We start from the raw sequence: 19,516 nt of genomic DNA, 5'->3' as shown, positions 1-19,516 counted from the left end.
ATTTGTATTATAACGATTTATGAACGATTTGTCAAACGAATTACGCCGCAGCGGCATTATTGCCGCGAAGGAAGTTGCGCGTCGAGGCGAGCGGGCGCCTGTTTTTCACGTTCGTATGAAGCATAGAAGGGCTCGTCGCTCAGATCGAGCGATTTTAAAAAAACCGTACAGGGCTTTTTGCAACGGAACAAAAATTCCGCCTGTACGAAGAGATCGCGCCGTTCGGGCGGACAGTCGGTCACGGACATATCGCCGGCGAATGCGCGCTTAAATTCCACGCAGTAGCGGCGCGGCTCTTTCGAAAGGGGCAGAAAATCCGCCATATTTTCCCCTTCGAGGGGCGCGAAGCGGAACACTTCGCCCCGCGCGTCGCGCACGGCTATCCCGTAAAAGGAAGCCTCTTCCGAACACGATAATTCCACGGATAGATAATCGAAATCGGAAAGATGATTGACGATACCCGAAAGGCAGATATTGGGAGATACGCCGAAAAAGAAATAATCTGCATTGGAAGGCTTTGCTTTGATCTTCAACCCGCCGCCCGCGTGAAAAATTTTGACGGGCGCGCCGTAGATCTTGCCGCTTTCCCAACAGGGAACAAGGCGGCAGGTGCCCACGTTGTATCCGAAACAGTTTTCGCGCACGAATTTTTCGCGCAAGCCCCAATAGGGCGGCGAAAAATAATACCCCTTGCGCACGCTCCCCCGCTCGCTGCGGTACGGTAAAATCGCTTCGCCCGTTTTAAGGCGCGCGTTGCATTCCCGCTGTTCCTGCATAAAGGCGTACGTCATATGCACGGGCTTATTAACGTGCGGAGAAGAAATGCGGATGCAGTCCTTTCCCTCGGCGCGCGCTTCAGCGGGATAATATTTGCCGTTTTCCCCGCACACGGTGAATCCGTAGAGCGGGCCGCGGCAGATCCCGCTTTCCGCATCGTTTACGCGGCAAATGAAATGATCGCCCTCCCGCCGCACGTTCCCGATCGCGGGAAACTTTTTATTTTCCGAAAGGACGCGGACGAGCGCCTCGGCGACGGGAGCCTTGTTGACGGGATGAATGGGATGATAATAGCAGTCCCCGTCCTCGACGAGCCAGCGCGGCTCCGCATTATAAATAGGCACGGCAAAATAATTTTCGAGTTTTTCCTGCAACAGGGAAATGCTCTCGTTGACGTACAGATACCCGTATCTGTCGCCGTAGGGGTAATATTCGGGCGCGATCTGCACGGCGGCAAAGGGAATACCCCCGAACAACTTCCGACAGCGCGACACGATCTTGATAAGTTCCCGCGCGTAAAACTGCGCGTATTCGTAGTCATAGGCGGAACTTTCGCCCAGATACCAGACGATCGCTTTGAATTTCAGCCCTTCGAGCGGCGCGATCTTTTCGTTGTAAACGCCGCCGAGTTGGGTAAAATTACGCTCGCCGCATCGGTTGTACGCCTCGGCGGACACATAGCGCCCCGCGCGCTTTAAAAATTCCAGCAGTTCCCCGTCCCCTTCCGCGTCCTCGCGAGGGAGATAACTTTCCACGGAAAGCCCGCCCATCGATGTATCCACAAAACCCACGGGAATACGCGTCTTTTCGTACAGGCGGACGGCGGTCATCACGCCGACGGCGGAAAGCGAAGAGAACTTTTCGTCGCGCTCGGTCACGTATTCGTAGTCCTTTCTAAGATCGCAAAGGGGCGCTACGGGACGAAAAATTTTCGCGGTATCGGGCGCGTCCTCCGAGAGCGCCAAGGAGGAAATGCGGCAGCCGCGCGCACGCGCAGTCCATTCTTCGCGCCCCTCCGCCGCAGACAGCGCATAGGACATATTCGACTGCCCCATTAAAAGATAGCAGTCCCCGAACCGTATTTCATCGGCGGCGATCTCTTCACCGCCGCAAACCGCGCGCAAAACGTACGGTTCGTCGCCGCCCGCGACCGCCTGCAATTTTACGCGGAACGCACCGTCCGCCGCGCTTTCGCACTCGGCGCGGCGCGATTCTTTTCCCGAAAGTTCGACGATCACTTTGCCGCGCGCGCCGAAACCCCAGACTTCCGTTTCCGCGTTTTGCTGTAAGATCATGCGGCTGCGGAAGACGCGCGCGAATCGGAAATTTTCCATTTCAGATCTTCTCCTTTGCGTAACGTTGAAAAATATAACAGGGCACGGCGGACCAGCCGTGGCACAGACTGCCTGCGAGATGGAAGTCGGCTGCGCCGCCCTCCGTTTCATACAGCGTCGTGTCGCCGCACGTGACCATGCCGCCGAAAGTTTTTTCGATATCGCGAAGCACGAAACCGAGATTTTCCGTATCCGCTTTCAAAAGCGCCTCGTACGCCCAGATCTTGTTACTCAGGCTGAGCGACGTGAGCGTCGCGTCTTCGAGCAATTCCCCGAAAGGACGCATTCCCGCGGGAACGCAGCCCGTCATGACCGCCAGCGCCTGCGGCAACTGCGCGAATCCCCGTTTTTGCCCGTTTTCCGAAACCGTCGAGAACGCGCCGCGTCCCGCGTCGAAAAATTCGCGCACGATCGCATATTTCAGCGCGGAAATTTCTTTTCCGTACGCCGCATTTGCGCAAAGCGCCGCAGTCTTTTGCAGCGCATAGAGATAGAGCAGGTTCAGGCAACTGTCGTAGCGCGGCGCGAGCGGCTCGCCTCGGAAGATCGCGCCGCCGTCCAGATCGTCCTTCCACTCGTAAAAATTCCAGTACGGCGTTTCCGCAAAGACGGGAACAAGTCCCCTTTCTTCTCTGCGCCTTTCAAAAGCGCCCAAAATTGCGTGCACGGTCGGCATCATCTCTTCCAAAAACGCTTTGTCTTCGGTAAATTCGTAATTTTCGACGACGGCAAAGACAAAATACAGGCTGAACGAGGGAATCGTCACCCCCACGCGCGCGGGAAAGCACAGTTCCAACAGCCCGTCTTCACGAAGCCCCTTCGACATCAGCCGCAGATTCGACTGCGCGTACAAAGGATCGTCAAACACAAAATAGCCGAAAAGCATCTGATTGCGGCTGTCCATCGCGTACAGAGCCTGTTCGCGCCAGGGACAGTCCTCGTAATGCTCGTGCATGCAGTTTTCCAGCGTGCGCACGCCGTTTTCATAGATCTTGCGGTACAGTCCGTCGCGGATGTCGGTATGTTTCCGCTTTGCGGGGTAGCGGCAGGCGAGAACGCGGCAATCGTACAAATTCGCGCGCTCGCAAAGAAAATACAGTTGCAGATAGCGGAGCCCCAGCCGCCGCAGATTGCCCCGCCACACGTTGCGGCCGCGGTGCGCGCGGTAGGTAAACGCAAAATTTCTGCCGTCGATATAGGAACGCACCCGCAGATCGTCGAGGTGTTCCCCGAACGCTGCGATCACGTCGCAGTCGCACGGCACTTCGAAATCCAGGCAGACGAATCCCGCAGTTTCCTCTCCCATATCCGCGAGCGCGTACACGCCGTCGCCCGCGCCCTGTAAACGGTAACCGTTCCCGGAGGGCAGCGGACAGCGCGGCGCAAACGTATTTCCCATTTCGTCCAAAGCAATATGGCGCAAATAGGCGTTCGCCGCAGTTTCGGCGGCGGTCGGCATCGTCCGTTTCAATACAAAGTCGCCCTGCGAAACGAGCACCGCGCCGCGGCACTCTTCGAATACAAGACGCTTATTGGGGCGGGGAAAAAGTTCGCATGATTTTTCGACGGCAACGCTCTTCGAAAAGCCCTCCGTCCAATCGTCCTCTTTCGTGGAATCGTACAAAAAAGAAAATCCGAGTTGCGGGCTGATCTTCTCCATCGGTCCGCTCCGATAGCAGAGATCTTCGCGGGAAAGTATGTGTTCGCCGCTGTACGCGACGATTCGGCCGAGGCTTTCGATTTCGAACAAAAGTCCCGCCTGTTCGCGGCGATAGGTGCTCGTGTCCTCTCCCACGTATCGGCAGCGGACGGCGAGCGTATTTTCGCCCTCTTTGCAGACAACGCCGACGTCGAATTCGTCGTAGATCTTATAATGCGGATAGTCGGGATACTGCCCCGCATAGACAAAATGCCCGTTTACGTACGCCTCGTAATCGGAATCAGCGCTGATACGCAGTTTCGCGTCCTTTTCCGTTACAATAAACTTTACGATAAAGTCCGCATACTGGTTCGCCTTGCATTCTTTCAGCCATATCCATTTGCTTTTGGAAAAAACTTTGTTCATCGGAGATCCTCCCGCTTGTATTTCTTACCATTCTTTCTCGCTGACCGCGCGAAGCATTGCGAAATATTTTTCGTCGGGCACATAGTCCGGAATGCTGTTTCCGCTGCCAAGTGCATAACCGCCTCGCAAAGATGCCCGTTCAAGCATCTTTTTACAGCGCGCAACAATTTCATTTTCCGAAGCCGTAATCAGATAATTCACGTCGATACCGCCCAAAACCGCCATTTTACCCGCAAACTGCTCATACGCCTGCTCAACGGGTATGATATTATCCTCATAACTGTGGCGCGCATCGTAGCCGAGGGCGAGAAGATCATCAAAGATCATGGAATAATTTCCGCAGGAATGCAGGATCGCCGGCTTTTGGGCATTGTGAATGACTTCTACAATACGCTTATGCCAAGGGAATACAAATTCTTTGAGATCGGCGGGCGAGAGCATTGTCTGGGTATTGAACCCCCAGTCATCATTGGAAATCAGCGCGCCTACGCTGTCATATGCAGCGCAACGGCGATAATATTCCACAAGTCCGCTGCCGATCCTCTCGAAAACGTCGCCGACCAGTTCCCGATCGTCGTACAGCATCATGCACAGATTATCGAATCCGACCAGAGAAATGCAGTTTTCCAGCACCCCGCCAGGCCCCATGACGACGACTTTCATGCCGCGCGGAAGATCCGTCGCTATTCTTTGCAATGCGGAATAGTCGCACGCCGCGGCATCCATCCACGGATAACGGTCAAAGGATATGCGATCAACGATGCAATGCCCCGCATTCAGCGAAACCGTCGCTTTTTCTTGCGATTCGCCATTGGAAAACCAGTATTCGCTGCCTCGCACAGTCGCATAATCGTAGCCGTAATATTCGAATGAACGCACCATTGTCCGCATGATCGCATAGGGCGTGGAAACGTCGTATTTTTCCTTACATGCGCGGCGGTACAGACGTTCGTTGAGATAAAATTCGAACAATACCGGACGGGAAGGCAATCCTTTTCCGAGAACTTTCAAAAGTTCCTTAAAATCCGCCATCGACATCCTCCATTTTTTAAACTTACTTTAAAAATATTATATCACCACCCCGCAAGTCTGTCAATCTGTTTTTAAAAATTGCAAATAACATTTAAAATAAATCGTTTGCCGCAAAAAATAAGCCCGCTCGATTGAAACGAGCGGGCTTGCGCTTTTTAAATTACTTTCTGGGATTCTTGATATTCGCCTGCGCCGCGGACAGTCTTGCGATGGGAACGCGGTAAGGAGAGCAGGAAACGTAGTCGAGGCCGATCTTATGGCAGAACTCGATGGAAGAAGGATCGCCGCCGTGCTCGCCGCAGATGCCGCAGTGCATGGTCGGACGGGTCTTCTTGCCGAGAGTAACCGCCATATCCATCAGTTTGCCGACGCCTGCCTGGTCCAATCTCGCAAACGGATCGGATTCGTAAATCTTGTTCTCGTAGTACGAAGGCAGGAATTTGCCCGCGTCGTCACGCGAGAAACCGAAGGTCATCTGCGTCAGATCGTTGGTGCCGAAGCAGAAGAACTCCGCCTCTTTGGCGATCTCGTCGGCGGTGAGCGCCGCTCTCGGGATCTCGATCATGGTGCCGACTTCGTATTTGAGGCCGCTCTTGCTCTTTTCGATGAGTTCGTCCGCCGTGGCAACGACGACCTTTTTCACGAACGCCAATTCCTTGACTTCGCCCGTCAAGGGAATCATGATCTCGGGAACGATGTTCCAGTCGGGATGCTTTTTCTTGACGTTAATGGCTGCTTTGATGATCGCGGAAGTCTGCATTTTCGCGATTTCGGGATAAGTGACCGTCAGACGGCAGCCGCGGTGTCCCATCATCGGGTTGAACTCGTGCAAGTCGGCGATGATCTGTTTGATCTGCGCGACCGTCTTGTTCTGCGCCTTCGCGAGCGCAGCGATGTCCTCTTCGGTGGTGGGTACGAACTCGTGCAGAGGAGGATCGAGGAAACGGATGGTCACGGGATAGCCGCCCAGCGCCTCGTACAGTTTTTCAAAGTCGCTCTGCTGCATAGGCTCGATCTTCGCGAGCGCCGCTTCTCTCTCTTCGACGGTGTCGGAGCAGATCATCTCGCGGAACGCCGCGATCCTGTCGGGCTCGAAGAACATATGCTCGGTGCGGCAAAGGCCGATGCCCTGCGCACCGAAAGAGGCAGCCTGTTTCGCGTCCGCGGGGGTATCCGCGTTGGTGCGTACAGCCAAAGCCTTGTATTTATCGGAAAGTTCCATGATCCTTCCGAAGTAGCCGCTGCTCGTATCCGCGGCAACGGTGGGAATGCCCTCGCCGTAAATGTTACCGGTCGAGCCGTCGAGGGAAATGACGTCGCCCTCTTTATAAACTTTGCCGTTCAGGGTGAACTGCTTGTTCTCTTCGTCCATCTTGATCGCGCCGCAGCCGGAAACGCAGCAGGTTCCCATACCGCGCGCCACGACGGCCGCGTGAGAGGTCATACCGCCGCGCACGGTCAGAATGCCCTGCGCATAGTGCATACCCTCGATATCTTCGGGAGAGGTCTCCAAACGGACGAGAATGACTTTCTTGCCCTTTTTGCCTTCCGCAACCGCGTCCTCGGCGGTGAAGACGATCTCGCCCGTCGCCGCGCCCGGGGAAGCGGGCAGAGCGTTGCCGATGGGTTTTGCCTTTTTAAGAGCCGCCGCGTCGAACTGCGGGTGCAGGAGCGCGTCGAGCGTTTTCGGGTCGATCTGCATGATCGCGTCTTTCTCGCTGATCATACCTTCATCGATGAGGTCGCAGGCGATCTTGATCGCCGCGGCAGCCGTACGTTTGCCGTTACGGGTCTGGAGCATATAGAGGTGCTTGTCCTCGATGGTGAACTCCATATCCTGCATATCGCGGTAATGGTTTTCCAGCGTGTTGCAGATCTTCTGGAACTGCTCGTACACTTCGGGCATGATCTCTTTCATCTTGTCGATGGGCATCGGGGTGCGGACGCCCGCGACGACGTCTTCGCCCTGCGCGTTCATCAGGAACTCGCCCATCAGTTTCTTTTCGCCCGTGGCGGGGTTACGCGTGAACGCGACGCCCGTACCGGAAGTATCGCCCATGTTGCCGAACGCCATCATCTGCACGTTGACGGCGGTGCCCCAACTGTAAGGGATATCGTTCTGCATTCTGTAATAGTTCGCGCGGGGGTTGTCCCAGGAACGGAAGACCGCCTTGACCGCGCCGAACAACTGTTCCTTGGGATCGTCGGGGAACTCCTCGCCGATCTTGGATTTGTATTCGGCTTTGAACTGGTTTGCGAGCGTCTTCAAATCGTCCGCGGTCAGTTCGACGTCCTGCGTGACGCCCTTTTCTTCCTTCATCTTGTCGATGAGTTGTTCGAAATATTTTTTGCCGACTTCCATAACGACGTCGGAATACATCTGGATAAATCTTCTGTAGCAGTCCCAGGCCCAACGGGGATTACCCGACTTATCGGCGATGACGTTGACGACCTTCTCGTTCAGACCGAGGTTCAGAATGGTGTCCATCATGCCGGGCATGGAAGCGCGAGCGCCGGAACGGACGGATACGAGAAGCGGGTTTTCGTTATCGCCGAACTTTTTGCCGCAGATATTTTCCATTTTGGAGATATACTCCATAATTTCCGCCTGAATATCGGGATTGATCTGTCTGCCGTCCTCATAGTACTGCGTGCAGGCTTCGGTAGAAATGGTAAAGCCCTGGGGTACGGGAAGTCCCATTCCCGTCATCTCCGCGAGGTTTGCGCCTTTGCCGCCGAGCAGTTCACGCATTTTCGCGTTACCTTCGGAAAAGAGGTAACAATATTTTTTTGCCATAAAAACTTTTCCTCCTAAATTTGGATATATAGTTACGAATTAACATATCTATTTTAATATAAAACGCAGATAATTTCAAGCAATTCCGTCCCGAAAATCAAAACTTTACACAATTTTTACGATTCCGAGCCGAGCAGGCGGATATATTCGTCGAGCGAGCGGAGTTCGGTATCCGTCTTGTCGCGGAAATAGACTTTTAAAAGTTTGAGCGCGCGGCTTTCGGCGGCCTTGTCGATCTTTTCGGGAAGATAGGATAAATCCGAACATTTCCGCAAAAAGTTATAAGTATTTTCGCCCGTGCCCGCGCCCTTGGCGCATTCCGCGCAGTAAAAGCAGCCGCCCGCGACGTCGAAATACACCCGCCCTTCCAGAATGCCGCCGCAGTCTGCGCAGGCCTCCAACGAGAGCATATACCCCGAGAGGCGCAGCGCGCCGATGAGAAAGCGGACGAGTTCTTCGGCGGCGTCCCCTCCGCACATATTTTTGAGGGCGTTCACGGCGTAGAGAAAGAGTTCCTCGTTGACGATGCCCTCGAAGAGCAGCGCGTCGCACACCTCGCACACCGCGCAGGCGGCGTAGAATTTTTCGATATCCTCGCGGAGGGCGTAAAATCCGTCGGTATTGGCGGCGGAAATGACGGTGCGGCGCTCGCCCTTTTTCGCGAGCACGTATTCGGCGAAACAAAAAGGCTGCGCGGCGAATTTCAGCCGCGCGCCCGCTTTTTTCACCCCTTTCGCCGCCGCGGTCACTTTGCCGTTTTGCAGCGTGAAGAGCGTGAGTATTTTGTCGTTATCCTTATAATCGATGCTCCGCAGCACGAGCGCGTCTACTTTTTCTTCCATAGATTTTCCTTTCGCAGTTTATTATAATTGAAACGCGCTCGATTGGCAAGTAATTTTTTGTCTTAGAATTCTAAGACTCCATGCAAAAATGAAATCTTTATATTATAATATTAACAAATCAACTTAAGGAGCACAAAATGGACAAAGAATGTTTGAATTGCAATCATTACAGGGCATACTATGTCAAAGCGAATTTCCGATTTGACTGAACCAACTGCGGTTTATGCAAATTGAGCGGCGAAACCTGCAAAAAGCACGACGAATGCGAAAAATGGGAACCGATCGATTGGCGTTTACAGAGAAAGGAACGAAATTTCGCTTTAAAAAAATGATACGATTTAATGCTGGAAACGACCGCCGTACGGCAGATTTTGGCAGAAGAAGTGGACGAGTTCAAAATCAAATGAAAAGAGCGCCCGAAATCGGGCGCTCCTTTTTACTTTTTCAGTTCTTTGTACAGCATGTAATAGGAAAGATTTCCCGTTTTTTCAAACATGTCCCACGCGAGTTTCGACGCGTCGTTATCTCTCATGAAATTGGCCATATTCTCCTCCCTATAAACAGTATGGGAAGGGAACGCGCCGTCTATTCATAAAATTACAGCGAATCTTTCAAATCTTCGTAGCCGTACTCTTTTAACAGGTTCGCCTTGTCGCGCCAGTCGTCGCGCACTTTGATATAGGCGGTCAGAAATACCTTGGCTTCGAGAAACTCTTCCATACCCTGCCGCGCGAACGAGAGCGTTTCTTTGAGAGCCTTGCCCTGCTTGCCGATCAGAATCGCCTTGTGGTTGGGCTTTTCGCAGATGATGTCCAGATCGATATCGTACAGGTTTTTCCCCTCGCGCTTTTCGAATTTGTTGATGAGGACCGCGACGCCGTGCGGGATCTCTTTGTCGTATTTCAGAAGAATTTTTTCGCGCATGATCTCCGCGATCATGAACTTTTCCGATTTATCGGACACCACGTCGTCGGGGAACAGTTTGTCCCCTTCGGGCAGTCTTTCCAGAATCAACGCTTTCAGTTTGGCGATGTTCTTCCCCTTGCGCGCGGAAACGGGGCACACGTCGCAGTCGATGCCCGCCTCGAACAAAAGTTTCGCGTCGGCGGGAATTTTTTCTTCGGGCATGATATCCGTCTTAGTATAGGCGATCATCATGGGGATCCCGAAATTTTTATATTTTTTCATGAGGGAAATATCCTCTTCGGAAATCCCCTTGTGCCCGTCGTGCACATACAGGACGAGATCCACGTCCTTTGCGGAAGTTTCCGCCGTGCGCATCATCATGTCGGAGAGCGCGTTTGCCGAACGGTAGATGCCCGGGGTGTCCACGAACACGATCTGCGCGCCCTCTTCGGTCAGAACGCCCAAAATGCGGTCGCGCGTGGTCTGCGGTTTGGGGGAAACGATGGCGATCTTTTCGCCCACCAGTACGTTGATCAGCGTGCTTTTGCCCGCGTTGGCGCGCCCTACGACCGCCGTATATCCGCTCTTCATTCTCTTGTAACTCCCAATTTCTGCAAAATTTTCTCTTCCTTTTCCCGCATTTCCCGCTTTTCGTCCTCGTTCACGTGATCGTATCCCAGAAGATGGCACATGCCGTGCACGGCGAGATAGTAATATTCGCGCTTTAACGAATGCCCGAACTCCGTTGCCTGCTCCGCCGCCCGTTCGCGGCAGATGATGATTGAACCCAAAAACAGGTTGCCCGCCTCGTCGCGATCGAAAGGGAAATCTTCCCCTTTGATCTCCCTGTTTTTGATTTCGTCTAAATTCGGAAAACTGAGAACGTCGGTCACGGCGTCCACGCCGCGCGCCTCCGCGTTGAGTTTTTGCATGGCCGCGCCGTCGGTGAATACGATCTCCGCGGAAAGGGCGGTATCGCTATTCGCCTCGTCCGAAAGAGCGGCGGCGAGCGCCTCTTTGTCTATTTCTTCGTCCTCGCAGTCGAGTATGAATCGCGCCATTTATTTTTCCTCCTCTTTGTGGGGTTCGGGGTGTTTGATTTTCAATTTCGGGTACTGCACGCGGCTGTGGTACACGCCCGACAGGCAGTTTACGATGGTTTCCTTGATGATGCTCAGATCCTTCATCGTAACGTCGCACTCGTCGAACTGTTCGAGGTCCATGCGCTCTTCGATGATCTCGCGCACCGCCGTTTCCACGTTTTCGGGCGAACGGTCGGGGAGCGTGCGGCTGATCGCCTCGCTCGCGTCCGCGATCATGATGATCGCCGCGATCTTCGTCTGCGGCTTGGGGCCGGGATAGGAAAAGTCCTCGATATTCAGTTCGCCGTCGGTCATTTTGAGTGCGCGCGCATAGAAATATTTGATGGGCATGGTGCCGTGATGCTGCAACGCCACGTCCGCAAGGATCTGCGGCAGATGCTTGGAACGGATGAGTTCGTACCCGTCTTTGGCGTGCGAACGGATGATATCCACCGAAAGTTCGGGCGAAAGTTCGCTGTGCGGGTTGAATCCAACCTGATTTTCCGTAAAGTATTCGGGCTGGCGCAGTTTTCCCACGTCGTGATAGTACGCCACGGCGCGGGCGAGCGCGGTATCTTCGTTGAGCGCGATGGCGCACGCTTCCGCGAGGTGCGCGACGACGATGCTGTGGTTGAACGTACCCATGGCGCGGTCTTTCATCTCTCGCATGAGCGGCGCATCGTGGTCGGTCAGTTCCCTGAGCCGATAATCGGTGACGCAGTTGAAACACATTTCGTACACGGGCAAAAACGCCATAAAGAGCACCGAGGAGAGTATGCCCGCCTCTACCCCGAACAGAAGGAGATAGACCATATCGCTCCCCTTTCCGTATTCGAGGCATACCGCCATGATGAGTATGGGAATGCAGATGACGAAACCGAGCAAAAAGGAGCGTAGGCGCGTTTTGACTTTGCTGCCCGCGAAGATGGCGACCATGCCCGCCGTAAAGGTGATGAGCGGCGTGCAGTTGAGCGCGACCACGTAATCGGTGGAAAAATTCGTGAAGTTATCGATGGAAAACATCATCAGCGCGAAGATGATATTCAGGAATATCGCGTCGCGCATACCCAAAAGGAGGAGCGCCAGAAGCGCTAAAAGCCCGATCGGACGGGCGTAGATATTGAAAAAATAACTGAAAAAATAGCAAACCACGATGCACACGCCCAGAACCGAAAAGAGCAGAAAGATATTTTTCGGCGTGGCGAGAAAATTCTTATCCTCGAACAGATAGTAGAGGTAAATAGCGAGATACAGCATGAAGATGCTGGACGCCAGATAGATAATATTATTGGGCTGGTTGCTGAAAAAACCGATGAAACTATCCGCTTGCTTTTCCAGAGAATTCAAAAAGATAAAAAAAGTGATCACGAGCAGCAAGAGCACGTAATTGAACAAAAACAGAAACGCGCTCTGCACGCCCGATTTGCGCGTGAACTTTTTCCCTTCGACCATTTCCGAATACATCATCTTTGCGTTCTCACATCCTTTGTACTTTCCTTTTCATAGGCACGCACGATCTGCATGACGAGCGGGTGGCGCACCACGTCCTTGCTGGTCAGCGTCACCGTTTCGATGCCTTCGATATTCTTCAATATGGAAACGGCGTGCTTTAAGCCGCTCTTTTTGCCCTCGGGGAGATCGATCTGCGTGACGTCGCCCGTGATGACCATTTTTGAACCGTCGCCCATGCGCGTCAGAAACATTTTCATCTGTTCTTTGGTGGTATTCTGCGCCTCGTCCAGAATGATAAAGGCGTTGGACAGCGTACGGCCGCGCATATAGGCGAGCGGCGCCACTTCGATGACGCCTTTTTCCATATGTTTCTGGTACGTTTCCAGACCGAACAGTTCCTGCAACGCGTCGTATAAAGGGCGCAGGTAGGGATCGACTTTCGTCTGCAGATCGCCGGGAAGGAAACCGAGTTTTTCGCCCGCCTCCACCGCGGGGCGGGTGAGGATGATCTTTTCCACCTGCTTGCCCTTGAACGCGGAGACCGCCTGGCACACGGCGAGATAGGTCTTGCCCGTGCCCGCGGGACCGATGCCGAACACGACCGTGTTGTTGCGGATGGCGTCCACGTATTTTTTCTGCCCCACCGTCTTGCACTTGATCTGTTTTCCGCGCGAAGTGATCGCCACCACGCCGCTCATCACCTTTTCGATGCCCTCGAATCCGCCCTCTCTCGCAAGTTCGATGCAGTAGACGATGCGGCTCTTGTCGAAAGGCTCGTTCGCGGCGATCAGTTTCAACAGCCCGTCGAACACCTTTTTCGCCACTTCCACGTCCTCCCGCTGCCCCGAAAGGCGGAGCGTCGCCCCGTCCACGGCCGCGGATACGGAAAGTTCGCGCGTAATGATATTTAAATTTTCATCGAACGTGCCGAGAAGTTTCTGCATGGCGTCAAGAGTTCCCGCGTCGACGATCGCTTTATAAAGTTCCGTAAAAAATTCCTCCGTGTCAATCCATATTCACCGCAAACGTAGCGGCGTAACGGATATGTATTTCATATACGAACGCGCCGTTTTCCGCGCGCACGTCCGCGCTTTTTTCCAATATTTCCGCGTCGCCGATCTCTAACGTCGCGGCGGCATACGCGTCTGCGAGCGCCTTGTCGCTCTCTTCCTTGCTCTCGTACTCGTAGGAAAGCTCGCATTCGAGCACGGCTTTGGCGATCGCCGCGACCTCGCGCCGCACGGCGCCGCTCTCCCCGTAATCGACGTAGCCCGCCACGAGCGTGGCGCCCTTTTCGACCGTATCGCCCTCTTTATAAAGGGGCGTGCCGCGGATACAGACGAGTTGTAAGATCTTGCCCGAAAAGGCGGCTTCCAGCGAGCGCGCGGAAACTTTTGCGGGCGTTTCGGCGTTGACTTCCACGCCGACGACGATGACGCCGCCCTTTTTCTGCACCGAGCAGAAACTGACGGCGGGCAGATCGAGAATGCCCGCGCGGGCATTTTGCGCGCGTTCCTCCGAATAGGGAGAAAATGGCGAAAGTCCCGCCCGGGATAAGAGGGCGCAGACCTCCTCGCGGTAATGGCTGCCGCTGCCGACCACTTCGACTTTGAAAACGAGGGCGCCCGAAAGAAAGACGGTAAGGCAGAAGAGCGCGATCCCGACGAGCACGCCCACGCGGCAGAGCGCCCATACGGCGAGTCTTTTGAGTCCCCTGTCTTTCAATTTATTTATAGTATAACACGAACCGTGAAAAATTGCAAAAAATTTTTCGGAATCTTTTGCACGGATGGATAATCTTATGCGGGTTTTGCCTGTTTTGCGTACGTTGAAGACCTCTATGCCCGCGCGCGCGAGTTTATTGACGGCGCGGTTTACGGTCAGAGAGGTGATCTCGTAACGATCGAACATGGTCAGCGCTTTCATTCCGCCCTCGCGACGCTTTCGATCTGCCCGTACACGGCGAGGTCGCCTTCGACAAAGCGGCGGATGTATAAATTTTTGCCCGACACGAGCAGTTTTCCTTTTTTCAGTAAGATCTCCACGGCCTCGCCGGAAAAATCGCCGATGCCCTTTACGTTTTCAAAGTACCCGCAGCGGCCGTCGAACACTACGTATTTCACGCCGTTGAACACGAGTTCTTCGTCGGCGCCGAGACGGCGCATGATCTCGTCGAACAGTTTCATAAGATATTCCTCCGTATATATTAGTGTATGCGCAAAGGGGCGTATTTATCATAAAAAAACCCGACGGCATATGCCGTCGGGTTTTTTATTGTTCGTTTGAAAGGGAAACGGCGATTTCCGCCGGAGCGTTAACGGCAGCCGCCGCACGTCTTACAGTTTCCGCTGCATTTTTTGCTCTTCGTACCCGTTGCGGAATAGACGCAGCCGCTGTAATCGCGCCCGCAGCGCTCCCCGCACCGCGGACATTTCACTTCGTCCGTGTACGTCTTTACCAACTCTTCGAACTTTTCGCCGCATTTTGCGCACTTGTACTGCAACAGGGGCATAATCTTCACCTCGAAATTTTTTATTCCGCCCATCTATTGTAATACAAATTTTCGGATTTGACAACCGAATTTAAATGACCGCTTTCCCCTCGACGTAGGAAGCGAAGAATCCCGCCACGTCTACGCCCACTTTTTCGAAACAGGAAACCATATCTTCGGGCTTTGCGATTTTATAACAGAATTCGTTATAATAGCGCTTTAACGCGTTCGTGAACTTTTTATCGCCCAGGGCTTCGCGCAGGTTATCGAACAGGATGAGCCCCTTATTGTAGGTCACGTTGACGTATTCGTACTCGCCGCCAAATTGATCCAGTTTGCGGTTCATCGTGGTGTCCGTTTCGCCGAACAACTGGGCGTACACGTCGAAAAACGCCTTATATGCCGAATATGCCGACTGCACGAGATTCTTGCGTTCCAGTCCGTACGCGGGATAGTTTTCGAAAAACATGACCGTGGAGTATTCCGCCAGCCCTTCGTCCATCCACGCGTTTTCAAGTTGGTTACTGCCCACCGCCGAATACCACCACTGGTGCGCCGTTTCGTGCACGATGGTGTATTTGTTGTTGAGATCGTCGAGCGCGTCGCTGATCATGGAAAGCCCCGGATATTCCATGCCGCCGTAGCAAAAGCCCGTCTGCACCGCTGCGTAGGTGGAATAGGGATACGCGCCGAAAGTCTGCGAGAAATATTCGATGCTCTCGCACGCGATATTCAAAGATTCTTCCGCTTTTTCGTCGCGGTAATAGTAATAGGAAACTTCCGCTTTGCCCGTATCTTTTTTGAGCACCTGAAAATCCTTGCTCATGACGAAACAGAAATCGCGCGCGTTTTGCAGTTCGTAACTCCTTTCGGTGTTGCCGCCCAAAGCGCGCTCGCCCGTCTGTTTGCCGCTGGAAGCGACGACGTAGTCGGAATCCGCGACCAGTTTCACCGAATAATCGGCGCATTCGCTGTAAAAAGGATCGCCCGCCGCATAATATTCGCACTCGTAAAATCCGTTGTCGTAGGCGCACAACTGGGGATAGAAATTGGAAAGATTGACCGCATGTTCGGTGACGCCCGTGCGGTGATTGACCTTGGCAAGTTCGAGCGTATAGACGATCTCCAGACTGCACTGCTCGTCGGGGAACACGCTTTCGGACAGCGTGACGGTCAGAATATTTTCGTCCAGCCCCGCAATGTCCCATTCGGAAACGTCGCCGCGCACGTCGTTCACTTTCATATTGCCGTAACTCGCGCCGTCGTAATACGCTTTGGCGGTATAGCCCGAAGAAACGGGGCGGTACTTGGAATCCTCGCGGAAGGCGTTGCCGAACAGATTGAATTTCAGTTCGGATATTTCCGTATCGGTGTAGTTATAATAGGTGAACGCCATTTCGCCCGAAAGCGAACGGGACGCCTCGTCGTACGTGGCGTAAATATCGTACTCGCAGCGCTCCGCGTCGTTCTTCTTGCAGGCGGTAAAGGACAGCGCGCCTAAGATAAGCGCCGCCGCAAACAGTAAACTCAAACCTCGTTTCAACAAAACAGAACCCTCCCGCCCCTATTGCGGGGCTTTGTCCTCTTATTTATTGGTATATTGTATGTCGCGGTTTTTCAATATATGAAAGAGCGGGGGCGCGGAAATTTCCGCGCCCCCGCTCTTTATTTAAGAAGGGAGAAATGAGGATTGGTTTTATGCAAACTGTCGTCTGTTCCAAAACCCGATTTCGTGTATGCGATTATTTTTCTTCGATGTCGAGGTAGGCCGTGGGATTGATAAACTGGTCGTTTTCCATCGTTTCGAAATGAAGGTGCGAACCCTCGTTGTATTCCTTGCCCATTACGTCCGTCGTTGCCGAAACGGTGCCGATCTGATCGCCCGCGCTGACGCTCGCGCCCACTTTCATGGAAGAGTTGACGTCGATGGACGAATAGACGGTCTTCAACCCGTCGCCGTGGTCGATCACGATCTTGCCGCCTTCCAGAAGATCGTCCGTGATGCTCTCGATCTTGCCGCCGTACGCAGCGCACACCTTGGTGCCCGCTTCCGCCGCAAAGTCGATGCCCGTATGCAGGCAATACTTGTTGAGCGTCGAATTATACCAGAACGAATAGGTCGTCTTGACCGTGGCGTTCGCGACAGGCATGGAGAATACGATCTCCGTATCCGTAGGCTCGTCGGGACCGGGTCCGGGTTCTTCGCCGCCGTTTCCGCCGGGATTATCGATACTGGTACCGGGACGGTCCGTCGCGATCAAAACGGTAAATACAGTCACCGCCGCGAGCAAAAGCACGCAGACCGCAATGATGATAAAGTAAAGGTTTCTTTTTTTCACCGCTGCGTCGGTTGTCTTTTTTTCTTTCATAACATTCCTCCGAAAAATTTTTGATAGGTAGATTGTTGACACAAATTTTTTATTTATACGCGATCCGCAAAATTTTTTTTAATATCCGCCGAAGATGAGCGGACTGCCGATGGCGGAGCCGCGTTCGGAAACGGCGACGTGTACGTTGATCCGCTCGCCAAAGAGCGTTACGCCGCCCGAAAGGCGGGGGGAATAGCCGTAATAATTGGTGACGCCCGCCGCGCTCTCCTCGATGAGAAAGCGGGTTTCGAGCCGCTCCGCTTCGAAAAAAGCCGCGCCTTTGTCGGCATAGGCGGCGCTTTCGCCCGTGACCTCTCTGGTAAAGAGTTTGGTCAAAAATTCCTTCCCCTCGCCGCACACGATCATCCGCGCGTTGGAACTGACGCTGCCCGCATAGAGGGTATAACTCGTACCTTTTTTGAAGAGCAGGGATTTATTCATAATCTGCGGCAGCGCCGCGAGCATGAGGCACATTGCGGCGAGCGCGAACACCGCCAGTCGTTTTTTAAGCATTTTCTGTGTTCTCCCGATGGATTTGTCCTCTCCTTTATCGTCAGATATTTTCGGATTTATACCTTCATCGCAAAAAAAGCGCGGAACGAATTTTCGTTCCGCGCTTTTTACGTATTATTGTTTTCCTTTTTTGCCGAGCGGGATATGCGCCGCCGCGTTGAGGGAGAGAGGCGCAAAATTCCGCCGCCGATACTGTACGAGCCCTTCCGCCGCGATCATGGCGGCGTTATCCGTGCAATAGCGCTTTTCGGGCAGGATCAGTTTCAGCCCCGCCTCGCCGCAGGCGCTTTGCAGCCGTTCTCTGAGATATCCGTTGGCGACGACGCCGCCGCCCGCGGCGATCGTGTTCACCTTATATTCCTTAGCCGCGCGCACGGCGCGCTCCACGAGAACGTTCACCGCGCTCGCCTGAAAGGACGCCGCCACGTCGGCGCGGCATATAGGTTCGCCCTTCTGCTCTTTGGTGTGGCAATAGTTGATGACGGCGGTCTTTAAACCGCTGTAAGAAAATTCGTAGCCGCTCTCGCCTTTCAGCATTTTGGGAAAGACGATATTGTTCTCCCCTTCCCGCGCCAGCCTTTCGATATTCGGCCCGCCGGGATAAGGCAGTCCCAGAACGCGCGCCGCCTTGTCGAACGCCTCGCCCGCCGCATCGTCGCGGGTAGAGCCTAAAATGGTAAAGGAATCGTATGACTGCGTGTACAGGATCGCGGTGTGACCGCCGCTCGCGAGCAGGGTGACGAAGGGCGGTTCGAGCGCGGGATCGGCGAGATACGCCGCCGCCATGTGACCGCGGATATGGTTGACGCCCAGAAGCGGCACCCCAAGCGTAAAGGCGAGCGACTTGGCAAAGGACAGCCCCACGAGAAGCGCACCCATCAGTCCCGCTCCGTAGGTGACCGCGACCGCGTCCACTTCGCCGAGCGATACGCCCGCGTTTTTGAGCGCGCGGCGCACGACTTCGTCGATCGCCTCGGTATGCGCGCGGGAGGCGATCTCGGGCACGACGCCGCCGTATTCCGCCTGTACGGAAGCGGAAGAGATGATCTCGTCGGACAGAAGCGTGCGTCCGCGGACGATCGCCGCCGCCGTTTCGTCGCACGAACTTTCGATGCCGAGTATGAGCGGCGCGTCCTTCAAAGAAACGCGCGCGGTTTTTTCCGAATACGTCATGCAGACCTCCGCCCTTGCGGGCATGCAAAATGCGGCGTGCGCCGCATTTATTTTTGTCCCGCGTTCCCGCCCGTGCGGCGGAACACCACGGTGTTATCCTTGTTTTCTTCGCTTAAGAGCGCGTCGAACTGCGCCTGATAGGAAAGATATACGGGTTCGTTGATATAAATTTTACCCGCGAATCCCGCGTTTAAAATTTGTTCGAGAAAGCGGAAATTCAAAAACATTTCCCCTTTGAGCGTTTCTTTACAGCAGATTTTCGCGTTGCAGCGGGTATCGCACAGTTCCAGATCGCGCTCTTTCACGCCGCCGAGCAATAAAAGCGCGGGCACGATCTTCCGTTCGCCGTTCACCGTCGTATAGACGGGTTTGAACCCCTTCCACTGTTTATAGGCGTCGTACACGGTGATAAGCAGTACGGGAATCTCCGCCGCTTTCATTTCGCTCACCGAGAAAAAGCCCTTATTCACGCGGATGACACCCTCTCTGTACGTGTAGCCAGCATGGATGGTGAACTGCGGAACGAGTACGACGAGCGCGCCGACGGCGACGAATACGGCGCCCCATATTTTATTGAGATAGAGAAGTTCCACCGTTCCGAGGATCAGAAACATTCCGCCCAAAACGAGCGAAAGCGCGGTTTGCGCGCCGCGGCGGAAGTTGGAAAAATAATGTGTTTTCAT

The 19,516-nt window shown here is 54.0% G+C and carries 18 protein-coding genes; all 18 read right to left on the bottom strand.

The features are described 5' to 3' along the window. Positions 1-56 precede the first annotated feature (56 nt). On the bottom strand, positions 57-2,111 hold the full coding sequence (locus ESZ91_RS06465; protein WP_161971083.1) for a sialate O-acetylesterase: 2,055 nt from the start codon (positions 2,109-2,111) through the stop codon (positions 57-59). A 1-nt stretch (position 2,112) separates the two neighbouring features. After that, positions 2,113-4,176: an alpha-L-rhamnosidase-related protein gene (locus tag ESZ91_RS06460; protein WP_129225297.1), complete on the bottom strand. Its 2,064-nt coding sequence runs from the start codon at positions 4,174-4,176 to the stop codon at positions 2,113-2,115. Between the two features lie 24 nt (positions 4,177-4,200). Then, positions 4,201-5,208, bottom strand: a complete 1,008-nt coding sequence (locus tag ESZ91_RS06455) for a uroporphyrinogen decarboxylase family protein (protein WP_161971082.1) — start codon at positions 5,206-5,208, stop codon at positions 4,201-4,203. 160 nt (positions 5,209-5,368) lie between these two features. After that, positions 5,369-8,005 (bottom strand): pyruvate, phosphate dikinase, encoded by a 2,637-nt coding sequence (ppdK, locus tag ESZ91_RS06450; protein ID WP_129225293.1) that lies wholly within the window; start codon positions 8,003-8,005, stop codon positions 5,369-5,371. 116 nt (positions 8,006-8,121) lie between these two features. Beyond that, complete coding sequence (gene recO / locus ESZ91_RS06445; protein ID WP_129225291.1) at positions 8,122-8,847, bottom strand: DNA repair protein RecO; 726 nt, start codon at positions 8,845-8,847, stop codon at positions 8,122-8,124. Positions 8,848-9,283: 436 nt separating this feature from the next. Next, entirely contained in the window at positions 9,284-9,391 is a 108-nt protein-coding gene (locus ESZ91_RS06440; protein ID WP_129225289.1) for a YqzL family protein, read from the bottom strand. A gap of 53 nt (positions 9,392-9,444) precedes the next feature. Then, positions 9,445-10,344 (bottom strand): GTPase Era, encoded by a 900-nt coding sequence (era, locus tag ESZ91_RS06435; protein ID WP_129225287.1) that lies wholly within the window; start codon positions 10,342-10,344, stop codon positions 9,445-9,447. Beyond that, a complete protein-coding gene (gene ybeY, locus ESZ91_RS06430; RefSeq protein ID WP_129225285.1) occupies positions 10,341-10,814 on the bottom strand; it encodes an rRNA maturation RNase YbeY in 474 nt (157 codons plus the stop codon). Before ybeY ends, era begins: the two co-directional genes overlap by 4 nt. Next, on the bottom strand, positions 10,815-12,302 hold the full coding sequence (locus ESZ91_RS06425; protein ID WP_129225283.1) for an HDIG domain-containing metalloprotein: 1,488 nt from the start codon (positions 12,300-12,302) through the stop codon (positions 10,815-10,817). Then, the gene (locus ESZ91_RS06420; protein WP_129225281.1) at positions 12,299-13,231 is read right to left on the bottom strand and encodes a PhoH family protein; all 933 of its coding nucleotides are present in this window, start codon (positions 13,229-13,231) and stop codon (positions 12,299-12,301) included. Before ESZ91_RS06420 ends, ESZ91_RS06425 begins: the two co-directional genes overlap by 4 nt. 61 nt (positions 13,232-13,292) lie before the next feature. Then, the gene (locus ESZ91_RS06415; RefSeq protein WP_129225279.1) at positions 13,293-14,213 is read right to left on the bottom strand and encodes a sporulation protein YqfD; all 921 of its coding nucleotides are present in this window, start codon (positions 14,211-14,213) and stop codon (positions 13,293-13,295) included. Further along, positions 14,210-14,473, bottom strand: a complete 264-nt coding sequence (locus tag ESZ91_RS06410; RefSeq protein ID WP_129225277.1) for a YabP/YqfC family sporulation protein — start codon at positions 14,471-14,473, stop codon at positions 14,210-14,212. The genes ESZ91_RS06415 and ESZ91_RS06410 overlap by 4 nt, the downstream gene beginning before the upstream one ends. A gap of 128 nt (positions 14,474-14,601) precedes the next feature. After that, a complete protein-coding gene (locus ESZ91_RS06405; protein ID WP_161971081.1) occupies positions 14,602-14,799 on the bottom strand; it encodes an FmdB family zinc ribbon protein in 198 nt (65 codons plus the stop codon). A gap of 70 nt (positions 14,800-14,869) precedes the next feature. Then, on the bottom strand, positions 14,870-16,324 hold the full coding sequence (locus tag ESZ91_RS06400) for a M1 family metallopeptidase (RefSeq protein WP_129225273.1): 1,455 nt from the start codon (positions 16,322-16,324) through the stop codon (positions 14,870-14,872). A gap of 196 nt (positions 16,325-16,520) precedes the next feature. Next, a complete protein-coding gene (locus ESZ91_RS06395) occupies positions 16,521-17,147 on the bottom strand; it encodes a M23 family metallopeptidase (RefSeq protein WP_129225271.1) in 627 nt (208 codons plus the stop codon). Between the two features lie 78 nt (positions 17,148-17,225). Then, a complete protein-coding gene (locus ESZ91_RS06390) occupies positions 17,226-17,660 on the bottom strand; it encodes a hypothetical protein (protein WP_129225269.1) in 435 nt (144 codons plus the stop codon). Between the two features lie 114 nt (positions 17,661-17,774). Beyond that, positions 17,775-18,833, bottom strand: coding sequence for a tRNA (adenosine(37)-N6)-threonylcarbamoyltransferase complex transferase subunit TsaD (gene tsaD / locus ESZ91_RS06385; protein ID WP_129225267.1), 1,059 nt, complete (start codon positions 18,831-18,833; stop codon positions 17,775-17,777). A gap of 47 nt (positions 18,834-18,880) precedes the next feature. Further along, positions 18,881-19,516, bottom strand: a complete 636-nt coding sequence (locus tag ESZ91_RS06380; RefSeq protein WP_129225265.1) for a hypothetical protein — start codon at positions 19,514-19,516, stop codon at positions 18,881-18,883.

The sequence above is a fragment of the Candidatus Borkfalkia ceftriaxoniphila genome (genome assembly GCF_004134775.1).
Taxonomy (GTDB): Bacteria; Bacillota; Clostridia; order Christensenellales; family Borkfalkiaceae; genus Borkfalkia; species Borkfalkia ceftriaxoniphila.
This window is presented reverse-complemented; position numbering and strand designations above follow the sequence as displayed.

Coding starts and splice junctions, on each gene's coding strand:
- ESZ91_RS06425 (WP_129225283.1), bottom strand. CDS start 12,302: ATGATGTATTCGGAAATGGTCGAAGGGAAAAAGTTCACGCGCAAATCG.
- ESZ91_RS06415 (WP_129225279.1), bottom strand. CDS start 14,213: ATGAAAGCGCTGACCATGTTCGATCGTTACGAGATCACCTCTCTGACC.
- ESZ91_RS06440 (WP_129225289.1), bottom strand. CDS start 9,391: ATGGCCAATTTCATGAGAGATAACGACGCGTCGAAACTCGCGTGGGAC.
- ybeY (WP_129225285.1), bottom strand. CDS start 10,814: ATGGCGCGATTCATACTCGACTGCGAGGACGAAGAAATAGACAAAGAG.
- ESZ91_RS06410 (WP_129225277.1), bottom strand. CDS start 14,473: ATGAAACTGTTCGACGAGATCATGCGCCGTCTCGGCGCCGACGAAGAA.
- ESZ91_RS06460 (WP_129225297.1), bottom strand. CDS start 4,176: ATGAACAAAGTTTTTTCCAAAAGCAAATGGATATGGCTGAAAGAATGC.
- ESZ91_RS06465 (WP_161971083.1), bottom strand. CDS start 2,111: ATGGAAAATTTCCGATTCGCGCGCGTCTTCCGCAGCCGCATGATCTTA.
- ESZ91_RS06380 (WP_129225265.1), bottom strand. CDS start 19,516: ATGAAAACACATTATTTTTCCAACTTCCGCCGCGGCGCGCAAACCGCG.
- era (WP_129225287.1), bottom strand. CDS start 10,344: ATGAAGAGCGGATATACGGCGGTCGTAGGGCGCGCCAACGCGGGCAAA.
- ppdK (WP_129225293.1), bottom strand. CDS start 8,005: ATGGCAAAAAAATATTGTTACCTCTTTTCCGAAGGTAACGCGAAAATG.
- ESZ91_RS06395 (WP_129225271.1), bottom strand. CDS start 17,147: ATGAAAGAAAAAAAGACAACCGACGCAGCGGTGAAAAAAAGAAACCTT.
- tsaD (WP_129225267.1), bottom strand. CDS start 18,833: ATGACGTATTCGGAAAAAACCGCGCGCGTTTCTTTGAAGGACGCGCCG.
- ESZ91_RS06455 (WP_161971082.1), bottom strand. CDS start 5,208: ATGGCGGATTTTAAGGAACTTTTGAAAGTTCTCGGAAAAGGATTGCCT.
- ESZ91_RS06405 (WP_161971081.1), bottom strand. CDS start 14,799: ATGCCCCTGTTGCAGTACAAGTGCGCAAAATGCGGCGAAAAGTTCGAA.
- recO (WP_129225291.1), bottom strand. CDS start 8,847: ATGGAAGAAAAAGTAGACGCGCTCGTGCTGCGGAGCATCGATTATAAG.
- ESZ91_RS06420 (WP_129225281.1), bottom strand. CDS start 13,231: ATGCAGAAACTTCTCGGCACGTTCGATGAAAATTTAAATATCATTACG.
- ESZ91_RS06390 (WP_129225269.1), bottom strand. CDS start 17,660: ATGCTTAAAAAACGACTGGCGGTGTTCGCGCTCGCCGCAATGTGCCTC.